We start from the raw sequence: 15,296 nt of genomic DNA, 5'->3' as shown, positions 1-15,296 counted from the left end.
TATCAGTAAGCAAAACGCAAACAGATTGATTTGATTTTTAACAAAAACCGTCCGGGTTTTTTCCTCAAGCCATGTCCTTGTTGATTAATGGCGCAGGGTTTTTGCGCCCGGATTTTATAGCAAGTGAAACAGAAAGGTTGTAGTTATGGCTAACATCTATATGAAAATCGGTGACCTCGAAAGTAATGGCGATGCAACTGCATCCTACACTGGGGATGCCGGGGTATCCGAAGGTGGTTGGTTTGCCATTCGTTCTTTTAACTGGGGCGCAGCCCGAAATGTTTCCATGGATATCGGTAACGGCATGAACCGTGATGCCGGTATGGTGGCGATGAGTGAAATCTCCGTCAGCAAAGAGCTGGACGGTGCATCCGAGAATATCCTCTCCCATATGTACGTGCCCGGTGAAGCCGGTGATACCGTTGAAATTATCGTAACAAAGCCTGCGCGTACTGGTCAGGGTGCCGAAGTGTACTTGATGATTACTCTCGAGCAGGCCCGGATTGTGAACTATTCCCTGAGCGGTTCTGATGGTGCGACTCCTTTTGAAAATATCGCTTTGTCTTACAGCAAGGTGACCTTCAAGCACTGGCATGAAGAAGAAGGTGGCAACCTGGTTGCTGGTGGTGATGTGACCTACGACCTGCCAACAGGCGTGGCTGAATCTCACGCAATGGCTGGCTAATTCGCCTGAATAATCTCCGTTGCTCTTATGTTGAGTAGCGGAGTACTTCAAACGATTCATCGAGCTTCATGGTAAGGGGAAAAGAAGTGGCTCTTAATTCACAGCAGAAACGTATCAGTAAAAACCGCGTCAGTTTGACGTACGACGTGGAAACCAATGGTTCGGTAGAAAAAAAGGAACTGCCTTTTGTCGTTGGTGTTGTCGGTGATTTTGCCGGCCATAAGCCAGAGCATGAAAAAGACGAGGTAGATTACCGTAGCTTTATTGATGTGGATAAAGACAACTTTGATTCTGTCATGAGTAAGGTTGATCCGCAGCTGAGTTATAAAATCGATAACAAGCTGACAGACGCCGATGATCAGTTTGAAGTGAATCTGTCTTTCAAATCCATGAAAGATTTTGAACCCGCTAATGTTGCCCGTCAGATTGAACCGCTCAAGCAGCTTATGGATACCCGAAACCAGTTGAAGGAGCTGCTGTCGAAAGCAGATCGTTCCCGTGATCTTGAGAAACTGCTGAAGCAGGTTCTGCAAAGTCAGGATGCTACCTCCTCACTGATTGATGAACTGGGCCTGAATAAGGAAGACGCGTAATGAGCACCGAGCAACTGGAAGCCCAGGCGGGTGATGCAACGGAAACACTGAGTTTTCTGGATCAGGCGATTGCTGTAACGGCACAAACCCCACAGGACACCACCAAAGAACTGCTGTCTGTGCTGATGGGGCAGGTGATGGAAGGTACAGTCACTTGGGACAAAAACCTGACCAAAACCATTGAAGATGCCATTCTGGCTCTCGATGAAAAAATTTCTGTACAGCTGGCGGATGCCATGCACCATGAAGCATTCCAGAAACTGGAAGGTTCCTGGCGTGGTTTGAATAAACTGGTCAAGCAGAGTGAACTGGGGCGCCAACAAAAAGTTCGTATCATTGATTTTACCCGCGATGAGCTATTGGAGCAGTTTGAAGATGCTCCAGCTGTTGACCGCAGCCGCTTTTTCGACCTGGTGTACCAGCATGAGTATGGTACTGCGGGTGGTGAACCCTTCGGCCTGCTGATAGGTGACTTTGAATTTACCCACAAAGATGAAGATGTCGCACTGCTCCGGTATGTGGGTGAAGTTGCTGCAGCTTCTCATGCTCCTTTTATTGCTGCTGCCGGTCCAGCGCTGTTTGATTTCAAAAGTTTTGACACCTTTAACGAAGGCAAACCTGTTGCTGCTGGATTTGATACGCCAGCTTATGCCAGCTGGAACTCCTTCCGTGACAGCGATGATTCACGCTACGTAACCCTGACTTTGCCGAAGACTCTGTCTCGCATGCCTTATGGGCAGAATGGAACAGGTGTCAAAGAGTTTAACTTTGAAGAGTTTCGTGCAGATGCAGACGGTCAGCGCCGTCCAAAAGGTGAGCAGGACTTTACCTGGACCAATGCCGCCTTTGATCTTGGCCTCTTGATCAATAATGCCTTTACCAAATACGGATGGTGTACCGCTATTCGTGGTGCCGAGAATGGCGGAAAGGTCGAAGCACTGCCTAACTTCGTTTACAAGTCAGAAGCTGGCGACCAGATTCAGCAATGTCCGACTCAGATCAACCTGACTGATGAGCGTGAAAAGGAGCTGTCTGATCTCGGTTTGCTACCTCTGGTTCATTACAAAGGCAGTGACTATGGCGTCTTCATGGGAGCTCAGACAGTTCAGCGTCCTAAAGAGTTCATTGATCCTGATGCGACGGCCAATGCTGCGATTTCTGCGCGTCTTCCCTACATCATGGCCAGCTCCCGCGTTGCCCACTATCTGAAAGTGATGGGTCGGGACAAGATTGGCTCTGCCATGGACCCGGTTGATGTTCAGAACGATATGAAAGCCTGGATCGGTCAGTACGTTAACGCTAATGCTGTGGGTAATGATGCAAAAGCTGAAAAGCCTTTGCGGGAAGCGGTTATCAAAGTTGAAGAGCAGACAGGTCGCCCTGGTTGCTACTCTGCTATTGCTTATCTGCGCCCATGGCTGCAGTTGGAAGAGCTGACCACATCCTTGCGGATGGTTGCCAATATTCCAGGATAACGCAGGCGGTTTCGTGGCTGTAATCGGAGCGACTGTGCTCATTCCCCTTGTCAGTACTGGACTGCCTTCGGTTACAGCCCTTTCTTCTGCATTAACTCAGTCAATCGCCAGTTGCTTATGAACGTGCTGTCTCAACTTTTCGCTCAGGCTTTGCAAACTGCCTCAGAGTTGAAAACGCTTTCCAGTAAAGAGCGGGATGCCTGGTGCGAGACGGTTATACAGAGACTGATTCTTGAAATTGACGACAGGATCAGCCGACAGCTCGAGCTTGTTATTCAGCATTCGTCGTTCAAAGCGTTGGAGTCGCTCTGGAGAAATACCCGGGCATTGACGGAGAAGCAATACCCACGTCATCAGGTGCGGATTCGTATTCTGGATATGAACTGGGAGCAGGTGTCAGATGACTTGAATCTGAGTTTCTCCTTAAAAGATTCTTCTCTATACCGGCGAATTTATCAGCAGGAGTTCAATACTTCTGGTGGCCAGCCATTTGGGCTATTGCTGGTTGATCATCAAGTCTCAACAGAGATTAACGTCATCAGCGAGCATGATGATCTCTATACCCTGCAACTGCTGGGGCAGCTGGGGCATGAAGCCTTATGCCCGGTGCTTATGCCAGTGGCAAACAACTTTATTGGCACTGATGATGCCGATGTCTGGTGTGATCCCGACAGGGTTGGGCGGATTCTGGCCAGTGACGATTTTGTTGGATGGCGGCAACTCAGAAAAGAAAAGGTCAGTCAGTTTCTGGGGCTGACATGGCCAGCATTACGGGTTCGTAAACCCTGGACAAGCTACCAGAGCGGTTTTGTCTTTGAAGAGCAGTCTGCAACAAGGTCAGGCAGCAGCACATTATGGGGAAACAGTGCTTTTGCTCTGGCCGATAATATTTTGCGGGAGTTCTGCCGGATCAGCTGGTTTGGATTCCTGCGCAGTGGCAATGATGTTGTGAGTGGTGGAGCCGTTGTTGACCTGTACGATGATCCGGCTGTGTCCTTACGGGTGACACCATCTCTGGAAAACTTTTACAGCGACAGTGGTTTCATACCACTGGCCAGTGGTTACCTGACAGGAAACGTTGGTATTTACAGTAACCGTTCGGTTTACCAGCCAGACGTTCCACTCTCGAAAAGAAGTGATGAAACGGTGATCAGTATGCTGCAGACGACATTGTTAGCCTGCCGTATTGGTCATTATCTGAAAATCCAGATTCGCGACAAGATCGGCAGCTATAAATCAGCTTCGGAATGTGAACGGGAACTGAATGGCTGGCTTCAGACTTACACGTCAAATATTGAGCATGCAGAAGAACATATTCTCTCCCGTTACCCGCTTAAGCGCTCCTTGGTCAAGGTGTCCGGTGATGCACGAACCGGGCGTTACCACTGCCAGATATCCCTGCAACCTCAGTATCAGTTTGATTTTCTCAGCTCGAGTATCGTGCTACGTACAGAGCTGGGCAGTAGCCGGGATGGAGAAAGAACTGTAGGGAGGGCTGGATGAGCCTACTGGATAGTTTCCTGAATCATCAGCCTGGTGAGCGCGGGAGTACTGGAAGCTCTTATAGTTCTGACTTGCGTGAATCCATCTGCCGTAATCTGGAAATGGTACTGGAATCCCGTCGCTCAGTGGCTGAAGCCGATGTATCTGCCGTTGAGCTAAAACGATCTCTTTACAACTATGGCATGGGTAATCTGCACCGTTGCCGTAATTCTGTGGAAATCGGTGAAATCTGCCGTGATCTTGAAGGTCTTATCCAGACTTTTGAACCACGCCTCCATCAGATCGTTGTTGAGCTGGAGCAGGTTGACGAGCAGCACAACGCCCTCTGTTTTCATATTGAAGCAGCGGTTAATGGGCAGAACGGTGAACGGGAAGTTTTTGATACCACTATTAATCTGACCAACAGCACTTTGATGATTGAGGGATATCAGCCATGACCCAATGGATGTGTAAATGCAGTCAGGCTGTTAATGGAGGCTGTTATGTCTGATCTCTCGCTCTGGTATGAGCGGGAACTGTCCTGGTTCCGCAAGCAGGCCGGGCAGTTTGCCAGCGAACATCCCGGGCTTGCCCGCAGTCTTGGTATCAGTGGTGAGGCGGTTGAAGATCCGGATGTTTCCCGTCTGGTTGAATCGGTGGCTTTACTGAATGCCCGTTTGAGCCAGCAGCTGGAAGAAGAATTACCACAACTGACTGAACCTCTGTTCCGTCTGTTGTTTCCTCATTTTCTACGGCCTTTGCCAAGCGTCGGGATAATGCAGGTTGCGCCTTCCAAGGATGTTGCTTCTGTTCAGACTGTCAGTTCCGGCAGTCGTTTCCGCGCAGTCCTGGACGAAGACCGGCATTGCGAATTCAGAACCTGCAGTGCTTTACAGCTTTTGCCATTTCAGGTCGCTGATGTTGATGTTGAACAGACCCCGTTTTCTATTCCGGCACCAAAGCCTGCGGGCAGCCCAGCCTCCATGTTACGACTGGATATGCAACTGCTTGATGCCAGTCTGGGCTTCCACAGTATTGGTGACCTGAGCTGTCTTGATATCTACCTGAAAGGTGAATTGAATCTGACCCAGAAGCTGTACGACCAGCTGTTCAGCAAAGTTCGTGGGCTGGTTCTGTTTGATGAATCTGGTCACAGTGTTCGTTTACCCGCAGAAAGTTTGCAGCCGGTGTTGATGGGGGCGGATGAACGTATCCTGCCACTGGCTGGCAATACCTTTCCGGGTTATCAGCTGCTGCTGGAATATCTTGCCTATCAGAATGTTTTTCTGTCTGTTCGTATTGCGGGGCTTAATAACAGACTGACCCGCTTTACCAGTAATCGAATCTCACTGGGTATCTATCTGGAAGACTGCCCGGTTGAGCTTTCACGCTCTCTTACGACCGAAAACTTTCAGTTGGGCTGTGTACCCGTGGTGAATCTGTATCAGCGTAAAGGTGAACCACTCAAGGTTGATCATACGCGTCTGGGTTATCCGTTGGTGATTGATGCCCGTTCTGCCAATCATGAGCAGGTGTTTTCCGTTGACTCGGTTCTGGATATCTCCGGATTAAAACCAGAACCTTTGCCATCGGTTTATGGGCAGAAGTACTCCGCAACAAACAGTGATAAAGGCTGCTACTGGCACTATCAACCTCAGGGAGTTCCTGGTACTGGAGGGGAAGCTCATGGTGAACTGTCCCTGACAGATTTAAATATGGATCCCGTGAAACCTGCGGCTGGAGGAAGCTGGATTCGGCAGCTTTCGCCAAAGCTGACCTGCAGCAATGGTGAGCAGCCACTGGAGCTTGGTCTGCTTCACTCTTTGTCCTGCCTGGAAAGTGTTTCTCTGCCGATGGTACCAAAGCTGCTGGGTAAGGTGTCTGCACCATGGAAACCTGACCCCGGGCATGCTCATCGCTGGGCATTCCTGGCACATCTGCAATTGAATTTCGAAGCTTTGCTGGGAGCTGAGGATCCAGCCTCACAACTTCGGGAGCTGTTATCACTGTATAACCTGACCGGTCACGCCGGCCATCGTCGTTGTATTGAGGCAATTACCGAGTTTAAGGCTGATGTTCTGGTTGCTCCGGTAAAAGTAGAAGGGCGCCAGTGTTATATGCAGGGCACTGATATCACCCTGACTCTGGATGATTCCCGGATCAGTGGTGTGTCCATGATGGTGTTTATCCAGGTCCTTGATCGTTTGCTGTCCGGTTATGCGGGGCACAATAGTTTTACTCGTCTGCAGGTTTGCCTGAAAGGTGAGCCAGGAGTGTTTTACCAGTGTCCAAAACGACAGGGCTGAGCCAGCAGCCAGCCAGTCTGGCCACCGAACTTCAGACGAAACCTGAGCGATGGCAATTCGCCCAGGCTGTAAGAACCCTGCTTGCTGCGAAACAACAGGCACCTGTCACTCTGGATTTGCTCAGTGACCCAGGTTATCGGGCCACCGATGCTGAAGTTACCGGTGCAGGGCGAATGGGAAGCCACTGGACGTTGTCGGTCACCTTGCCAGCTTTAACCGGTATTCATGGTGTTTTGCCTTACGGTTACCAGGACACCGCTCACCGACTGCGTGTTGGCAGTGATAATGCAGGTTTGCAGGATTTTTACGATATTTTCAGTCAGAGAAACCTGTGGAACAGTTATCGGGTTATTACCCGCAACCGTCTTATCTGCCGTTTTGAGAATGATAAGAAATCCTCATCACATCTTCGTCTTGGTGACCAGCTCTGTTCACTGGCTGGTTTGCCAAAACCACAACACATACCTGTCGATCATTTAAGCCGCTACGCCGGACTGTTAGGGCAGAAGTCAACGTCGCCAGCTCTTCTGCAGCAGATCCTGGTGGACTACTTCGCCATGGATATTTCTGTGTCAGCAATTCCCCTGAAAAAACACTATTTAGCCGATGAATGTCGTACAGGTTTGTCGGCATGGCCGACAGATACCAATCGGCTTGGGCAGGGTGCTTTGGTTGGGCGTAGTACCTGGATGGCAGGAGACAGGCTGGAGATAAGGATTCAGGTCTCATCTGCCCGTGAACGGCGTCAGCTGGAGCGTGATCGGCAGCTGATGCCGGTTATGTCTGAGATGTGTCGCTTGTTTCTCGGACATCGCGTGGACTTTGATATCTGTCTGCATTGTCCGTCAGAACTTTTACCTCAGGCACAGCTGATGTCCGGGCATACCTGCCCCACCACAAAATCAGCAGCTCTTGGGCTGGGTACCGGACTGCACAAACCCCGCACAACTGGCACCGCAGATGCTTCAAAAAATGTACTGATGACTCTCGAAAACCATCGCACCGGTTATATGAACAATAAAAAACAAAACAGGAAGGCAGGCCTCTGATATGCAGCAGGAACTCAAGCAGTTGATTGACAGGCTGGCACCGGAACTTCTCACCACTCTGGAAGCCGCCGCCGCAGACTGTGCCGGTCGGGGAAACCGAACCGTTGAGATTGAACACTGGCTCTGGCAGTTGGTCACGACAGGAGGCGCAGGTTTTGCCGGTATTGCCAAACAGTCTGGTTTGCATCATGAAACCATGCTGCAGAATCTTGAACAGAGGGTAGATGCGTTTGAACGTGGACATCAGGGAGCTCCAGCGCTGTCATCATCTCTGGTTGGTGTTATGCAGGATGCCTGGGTAGTGGCCTCCCTTAATGCCGGCCAAACTCAGATCCAGCTCTCTCACCTGTTGCTGGCATTGGTGAACCGGGAAAGCTTTATGCTGCTTTCATCTCCTCTGACAGAGGAGCTTCGTAAGTTATCCAGGGAAAGCCTGCAAAACCTGGGTAAGCAACCAGAAGCCAGTACTGCTGATCAAAGTCTGCCATCGGTAACAGCAGCTCTGGATAAGTACACCCACAATCTGAGCGCACAGGCCGAAGCTGGTGAAATTGATGTTATCAGTGGCCGTCAGGACGAAATTCGGCAGATGATTGATGTGTTGTCACGTCGTCGTCAGAACAATCCAATCCTTGTCGGGGATCCTGGTGTTGGTAAAACAGCTGTAGTCGAAGGGCTGGCCCGTGCTCTGGTCGCCAGAGAAGTTCCCGACAACCTGCAGAGTGTTGAATTGCGAACCCTTGATCTGGCTCTGTTACAGGCTGGCGCCAGTATTAAAGGCGAGTTTGAAAAACGCCTGCAGGATGTTATCAACGAAGTTCAGAGTTCTGCGACGCCAATTATTCTGTTTATCGATGAAGCCCATACTTTGATAGGGGCCGGAGGCAGTGCCGGCCAGAACGATGCGGCTAACCTGCTCAAACCCGCTCTGGCACGGGGAGAGCTTCGAACCATTGCTGCAACTACCTGGGTTGAGTACAAAAAATACTTTGAGAGTGATGCCGCACTGACCCGTCGTTTTCAGGTGGTTAAGATTGATGAGCCTGGAGAAGAGGATGCCACTGCCATGGTCAGGGGCATGGTGTCATCTCTGGCCGAGCATCACGATGTTCGTGTTCTGGACAGTGCGGTTGAGGCTGCTGTACGTCTTTCAGTCCGTTACCTTCCTGAGCGACAGTTACCAGATAAAGCAATCAGTCTTCTGGATACGGCATGCTCTCGTATCGGATTGTCTATGCAGGCGACACCTGCCCAGATCAGCCGGCTTGAACAACAGCAAATGTATCTTGAGCAGGAGCTTCAGGCACTATCCAGTGAAAAGTTCAGTGGCCAGGATCACAGTGAACGACTAAAGCAGCTTGACCAGTCGCTGACCGATATCAGTGTCGAAGTGGCCACCCTTAATGCTCGCTGGCTACAGGAAAAGTACCTTGCTGAGCAAATCACTTCACTGTCAAAAGAGTTTGAGCAGTCCGAAGATGAAGTTCAGCTGGCTGACTTGCATCAGTTGCAAGCCAAACTGACAGAACTGCAGGGTGATCATCCTATGGTTAAGCCTCTGGTGGATGATCAGGCTGTTGCTCAGGTGATTGAGAGCTGGACCGGTATTCCTGCCTCCCGGATGGTATCGGATGAAACCCGTCGACTACTGAATCTGGAAGAATCTCTGAAGCAGCGTGTTATTGGCCAGAACATGGCGATTAACGCTATCAGTGAAGCCATTCGTATCAATCGCACAGGCCTTGGCGACAGTCGTCGCCCGATGGGTGTATTCCTGATGTGTGGTCCTTCCGGTGTTGGTAAAACAGAAACTGCACTGGCTCTGGCTGATCAATTGTTCGGTGGAGAGCAGAACCTGATCACCATCAACATGACGGAATTCAAAGAAGAGCACAAAGTGTCCATGCTGTTGGGAGCTCCAGCTGGCTATGTGGGTTATGGCGAAGGTGGTGTGCTGACAGAAGCTGTGCGCCGGAACCCTCACTCTGTGCTGTTGCTGGATGAGATGGAGAAAGCCCACTCTGGGGTGCATGATATTTTCTATCAAATTTTTGATAAGGGGCGTATTGCCGACAGTGAGGGGCGTGAGATCGATTTCCGAAACACCCTGATAATTATGACATCAAATGCGGCTGACTTTGCTATCTGTGACTTTGTTACGGCTCACAAAGATGTCTATCCATTGAACCCCGATTACAACGACATTATGGAAGATATTGAGGATGATCTTCTCAACCACTTCAAGCCTGCATTTATTGGTCGGGCTCATGTCGTTCCTTACTTACCTTTAACCGATGATGAGTTGAATCGAATCTGTCGTATAGCTCTTAAGCGTATAGAGAACAACATTACCGAAAAGTATCAGGCAGAATTTGTGGTTGATGACGATGCAATAGAACGCCTGGTGATGTGGAATAACAGTCCTCATACCGGTGCTCGTGCTATTGAGCAGATTATCAATCGCAAGCTGATGCCTAATCTGGCCCGTGAGTGTCTGATCAAGTCCAGTGATGGCCTTGATATTAAGCGTATCGATATTGGTGTGGAAAACCGGGAGTTAAGTATTGCAGTCAGTTAAACCCGAAGCTGAGGTGTTGGAATCTGGTTTGTCCTTGTGGCGGATCTTATCCAACGCCCTGATTTCGATACTTGCCCTGTTGTTGCTGGTCTACGCCGGTTACGGTGAAACCCTGCTCACAGTGAAGAAGCTTCGTCAGGAGCAGGCTGGCGCTCAGGCCGGCCTGGTTCGCTCTTCTATAGAGAGTGCCCTTCATTCTGGTATTCCACTTGATGATATTGCTGGCCTGGACAGGTTGGCTCAGTCAACACTACTGACAGACAGTGGAGTCAACAGTGTCACAATTGTCGATAGTTCTGGCAGGCAGATATATCCACGTAATAGCAGCGAACTTTTGCTGGATATAAATGTTATGTCCGAAACTATGGGCATGGCTGAGGGGGATAATGTTATCTCTTTCCGCTTACCTCTGGACGGACGACTTGAAGCTGAAGGGTATTTGCAGGTTGACCTTTCAAAGTCAGCCATTGATACCATGGTTGATCAGATTTTCTCCCCTCTGTTTTTGATTGCCTTGGCCCTAATCGTGCTGGCTTTGCCTGCCAGCTGGTTACTGGCCAGGAGTCCGTTGCCCCGATTCTGGCGGGAGCAGGGCTGGTTTACATTCTCATTTTCACTGATGTCTCTGGTTCTGGTTCTGGTTCTGACCGGGCTCTACATCCAGAGTGCCGGTAATCAGGTTCGGCAGGTGAATGACTCCCTTCTCGCCCGCCTCTCTGCCGCAGACAGTCATGGTATACCGCTGGATATGCTCAGCGGTATTGATGGGCTGCTTAATGAATATCACATGCTGAACCCTGAGCTGCAGGCTATTACCCTCAGCCAGAGTAGCGTGGTCACCCACAGTTCTGACCATGACATGGTAGGCCGCCCACTTGCCGGTGACTTCTACCAGTTGTCTGATGAATCTTTGCTTGCCAGCAGTGGTATGCGACTGACGACAACTATGCCCTTTTCTGAAGTTGTTCTGCAGGTGTTAAGAGCAGGCAAAAATTTTACCGCCCTGTATCTGACGACATTGTTATTGTCCCTTCTTTTTAACCGGCTAGTACGTCAGCCTTCACGGCATCGGGCAAAACAACTTGAGAAGTCTTCTGACCGGACGCTGGAAATTCTACGGCCACTGTTTTTTATTGCGGTGTTTATGGAGTCACTCTACACCGCGATTCTTCCAGAACTCCTTAATAGCGTGGCTAAAGAGGCTGGGTTGGGTACAGGGCTGACCTCTGTGTTGTTTATGCTCTATTTCCTGAGCTTTGCGCTGATGCTATTGCCGGGTAACCGGTTGTGCAGCCGGTGGGGGAACCGCACGATGCTGCTGGCAGGTTTCCTCATGGCAGTTTCTGGAGCCCTGCTGCTGTTCACCGGACTATCAAATGGCAGTGGTGTTGAGCTGATTGTGCTTGCCCGTGTTCTGGCTGGAGCAGGCCAGGGATTACTGATGGTGGCGGTGCAGAATGAAATTCTTGCCAATACATCTGCCAGCAATCGGACATCGGGTGCATCCATTATTGTTATCAGCTTTAACGGTGGTTTTATCTGCGGCACGGCATTGGGAGCACTTCTGGCAAGTTATCTGGGCAGCCAGGGGGTATTTATAATCAGTGCGTTGTCTGGAGGTCTCGGTGTTGTTATTGCTGCCTCTATGCTGGAACGTTCAAACCTCAAAGGTGCATTTGGAAGTGTGGGCTCTCACAGTCGCGATACTTCCTCAGGTAATCTGGCCGAGTATGGTTATCTGCTGAAACATCGCGGGTTTCTGGGAACCATGTCCTGTATCGGCCTGCCAGCAAAGGCAACACTGACCGGTATTGTCACTTTCACCTTACCTCTGCTTCTGTCCCGGCAAGGATTTGCTAGTGAAGATATTGGCCAGATCATAATTGCTTATGCGGTAGCCGTTCTTCTTGGTACGCGACTGTTGTCTGGCTGGGTTGATCAGAAGGGTAATACCGGGCTGATCCTGTCATGGGCGATGACGCTGTCCGGGCTGGCGACACTGATAATTGCCACTGGTTTCTGGCTGATAGGCAGTGAGCAGGTACTCACAGCAGTCGGTGTCATCATAGGTGGTGTTTTTCTGCTGGGATTATCCCATGGTGGTATCAATGCCCCTGTAGTCAGTCATGTCACCACAGTGGTTGATGAACAGCAGATCAGCCTTCAATCCACAGTCACCTTCTACCGTTTTCTGGAACGCTTTGGACATGTTCTTGGTCCATTGCTGGCTGGGCAAATTCTGATTCTGGCAACGTCTGGCCAGCAGGCTCTAATCTGGATGGCCAGTGGCCTTATTGTTTTGGCCCTCGTGTTTACTGTTGTATCCCGTAAACGTGCGGTAAGTGCAGTTCCTCACTCTGAGCGGGCAGGAGAGGCTTTATGACGGCACAGGATTATGATCCGAAAAAACGTCCACTCACTCTCCAGACTGAAGCCGGGGATGAATGGATTGTGACCCGACTGGATAGCCACGACATTGTCGATGGACTCTATGAGCATCGTGTGTCGTTTATTGCCCGGAAAGTTGACCCTAAAAGCTTGCTGGGTGCGGGGGTTAGCATCAACTATCGTCCCCAGCAGGGCAGCAGTAAGAGCCACGAAGCCAGCTTTCATGGAATCTGTGTCAACATCCTCAAGACCGGTGTTTTGCAAAGCCGCGGCTATGAGCAGTATTCGGCAGTACTTGTGCCTTGGTTCAGTTTGTTGCAGCACCGAACGCATTGCCGTGTTTTCCAGCAGCAAAAAGCCAGCGACATTATTAAAACCCTTGCCGGAGAGCATGGTTTCAGCAGCCAGCTGGATCTGGCCGTCAGTGGCGATAAAGCCCGTGAATACTGCGTGCAGTTTAATGAGACAGATCTGGCTTTTATTACCCGGATTCTGAAAGAAGAAGGCTGGCATTATCACGTTCAGCAACAAAAAGGTGATCACACGCTGGTGATTGGCAGTGATAACAGCTGCTTCGCCAAGGTTCAGCACACAGACATCGAATACTTTGCAGAGAGCAAGAAGCGTGAGTGGGCTATAACAGACTGGCAGCACAGCTTTTCTTTAACAGCAGGCAGTGTGCAGACGTCTGATTACAGTTATGAACTGGCTGAAGCCATGCCGGGTAATAAGGTGAACAGTGCATCAGGACTGAAAGCCCAAAAAGCCCTTCAGCATTACTATTATCCCGGTCGCTATTCCGAGAAAAGTGCTGGCTCCGATATTGCCAGCCAGGCGATTGAAGGTTTCGACAGCCGTTTCAGTCAGGTGGAAGGCAGCAGCAGTTTAAGTGGTTTTGCAGCGGGTAAGCGCTTTTCTCTGGATCACCACCCTGATGGAGAAGAGCAGGGGGAATACATGATCCTGTCAGTCACTCACCAATTTTCCGCAGAAGAAAGCCTCAGGGAGCCTCAATACAGTAATCGCTTTCAATGTATACCTGCAGATGTTGATTATCGACCTCTGCCAGCTTTTGAAAAACCAAGGATTCTCGGACTCCAGAGTGCTCTGGTAACCGGCCCTTCTTCGGAAGAGATCCATATGGATGATTTCAACCGGGTCAAGGTGCAGTTTCACTGGGATACCGAGGGTAAGGGAGACGACAGCTCGTCCTGCTGGGTGCGAGTAGCCCAACATATGGCGGGGAATGGTTTTGGTAGCCAGTTTGTTCCCAGGGTTGGCGATGAAGTGCTGGTTAGTTTTCTTGATGGAGACCCTGACCGGCCGCTGGTTATTGGTTCTGTGTATAACAACAGCCACAAAGCTCCATACGAAACCCCCACCAGTTATGGCATAAAACTTCAGTCATCTCCTGATGGTGGTGCCGACACCTTCAATGAATTGCGTTTCGACTGCAAAAAAGATGAAGAGCAGATCTTTATGCAGGCTGAGAAAGACCTGGTGATTGAGGTTAAGAATGACCGTAACGAAACTATTGTCGGTAACCTGACTGAAGAAATTCAGAAGGTGGTCACCAGAACGGTGAAAGAAGACGACAGCCTGACAGTGGAAGGTGAACAAAAGATAGCAGTGACTAAAAACATAGCTATTACCACTGATGCAGATTATCAGCTGACTACCAAGGGCAACTTTGAGCAGACCACTGATGGTGATGCCTCATTCACGGTAAAGGGAAAAACAGCCGTTGATAATACCGGTGATATTGCCATGGAAAGCAAAGGCAATATTGATGGCAAGGCGACCAATGCGATTTCCCTTGATGGCGCCAGTATCAGTGGCACAGGCAAACAGGCTATTGATCTGGAGGTCGGTGCCAGCAAAGTATCCCTCTCTCCCTCTTCTGTAGAGATCAGTTGTGGTCCCAGCACAATCAAGTTGTCAGCCAGTGGTGTGGAAATCTCCGGCATGCAGTTTAAGGCTGAAGGTCAGGTACAGGCGGAATTAAAGAGTGGCGTGGCCTGTACGGTGGAGGGAACAGTCAAAACCGATATCAAGGGCACGATGGTAGCCGTGCAGGGTAATGCTATGACTCAGATAAAAGCCGGGGCCATGGTTGAAGTACAGGGGGCGATCGCCAAGATCAACTGATGATGAACAACTTACCGACAACCCTTTTGAAAATTCCCCAGAAAGCGGCTCTGGAAATTATTGAGCGCTATCAGGTTGAAAAAACTCTACGTGACAGTGTTGAGCCCGGTCTTTCTCCCATGCAGCTTATTCAGCGCTGGCTTGATGAAGATAAATTTAATGAAGTGGTGACTTTCCTTTGTCACGGACTGCCGGCCCGCGAAGCTGTCTGGTGGGGATGTTTATGTCTGCAATCTGTAAATCCCGATCTTTCTGAGGATCAGCGCCAGGCATTGCACGCGGCTGAACTCTGGGTAAAGGAGCCAACAGAGGCCAACCGTCGTATAGCAGAATCCAGAGCCAAACGAGCGGAGCTTGATAACGCAGCTGGCTGGCTGGCGCAGTCTGCATTCTGGAGTGGTGGAAGTATTACTCCGGTGGATGGGCCGGCGAGTCCTGCACCTCCGTATCTTTATTCCCACGCTGTCTCCGGGGCTATCTGCCTGACTGCAGTATTACCAGATGGCAGTCGTGCAAAAACGAATTACCGCAAAATGATTGCAATTGGGCTTGATATAGCCAATGGCGGCAATGGCCGTTAACGGATTCACAA

The 15,296-nt window shown here is 50.1% G+C and carries 11 protein-coding genes; all 11 read left to right on the top strand.

All coding sequences use genetic code 11. From position 1 onward, the window contains the following. Positions 1–145: 145 nt before the first annotated feature. Positions 146–685 (top strand): Hcp family type VI secretion system effector, encoded by a 540-nt coding sequence (locus tag ACY2RR_RS12925; RefSeq protein WP_490108569.1) that lies wholly within the window; start codon positions 146–148, stop codon positions 683–685. Between the two features lie 86 nt (positions 686–771). Next, a complete protein-coding gene (tssB, locus tag ACY2RR_RS12920) occupies positions 772–1,278 on the top strand; it encodes a type VI secretion system contractile sheath small subunit (RefSeq protein ID WP_490108568.1) in 507 nt (168 codons plus the stop codon). Next, entirely contained in the window at positions 1,278–2,753 is a 1,476-nt protein-coding gene (gene tssC / locus ACY2RR_RS12915) for a type VI secretion system contractile sheath large subunit (RefSeq protein WP_490108567.1), read from the top strand. Before tssB ends, tssC begins: the two co-directional genes overlap by 1 nt. Before the next feature lie 117 nt (positions 2,754–2,870). Next, positions 2,871–4,256: a type VI secretion system contractile sheath domain-containing protein gene (locus ACY2RR_RS12910; RefSeq protein WP_490108566.1), complete on the top strand. Its 1,386-nt coding sequence runs from the start codon at positions 2,871–2,873 to the stop codon at positions 4,254–4,256. After that, positions 4,253–4,693 carry a type VI secretion system baseplate subunit TssE gene (tssE, locus tag ACY2RR_RS12905; RefSeq protein WP_490108565.1) on the top strand — a complete coding sequence of 147 codons (441 nt, stop codon included), beginning with the start codon at positions 4,253–4,255 and terminating at the stop codon, positions 4,691–4,693. Before ACY2RR_RS12910 ends, tssE begins: the two co-directional genes overlap by 4 nt. A 45-nt stretch (positions 4,694–4,738) precedes the next feature. Further along, positions 4,739–6,541: a type VI secretion system baseplate subunit TssF gene (tssF, locus tag ACY2RR_RS12900; RefSeq protein WP_490108564.1), complete on the top strand. Its 1,803-nt coding sequence runs from the start codon at positions 4,739–4,741 to the stop codon at positions 6,539–6,541. Beyond that, the gene (locus ACY2RR_RS12895) at positions 6,520–7,590 is read left to right on the top strand and encodes a type VI secretion system baseplate subunit TssG (protein ID WP_490108563.1); all 1,071 of its coding nucleotides are present in this window, start codon (positions 6,520–6,522) and stop codon (positions 7,588–7,590) included. The genes tssF and ACY2RR_RS12895 overlap by 22 nt, the downstream gene beginning before the upstream one ends. A 1-nt stretch (position 7,591) precedes the next feature. Next, entirely contained in the window at positions 7,592–10,168 is a 2,577-nt protein-coding gene (tssH, locus tag ACY2RR_RS12890; protein WP_490108562.1) for a type VI secretion system ATPase TssH, read from the top strand. Beyond that, positions 10,155–12,551, top strand: a complete 2,397-nt coding sequence (locus ACY2RR_RS12885) for an MFS transporter (protein WP_490108561.1) — start codon at positions 10,155–10,157, stop codon at positions 12,549–12,551. Before tssH ends, ACY2RR_RS12885 begins: the two co-directional genes overlap by 14 nt. Further along, positions 12,548–14,704, top strand: coding sequence for a type VI secretion system Vgr family protein (locus ACY2RR_RS12880; RefSeq protein ID WP_490108560.1), 2,157 nt, complete (start codon positions 12,548–12,550; stop codon positions 14,702–14,704). The genes ACY2RR_RS12885 and ACY2RR_RS12880 overlap by 4 nt, the downstream gene beginning before the upstream one ends. Further along, a complete protein-coding gene (locus tag ACY2RR_RS12875; protein WP_490108559.1) occupies positions 14,704–15,285 on the top strand; it encodes a DUF6931 family protein in 582 nt (193 codons plus the stop codon). Before ACY2RR_RS12880 ends, ACY2RR_RS12875 begins: the two co-directional genes overlap by 1 nt. Positions 15,286–15,296 lie beyond the last annotated feature (11 nt).

The organism is Parendozoicomonas sp. 2304DJ65-17, from assembly GCF_058148445.1.
This window is presented reverse-complemented; position numbering and strand designations above follow the sequence as displayed.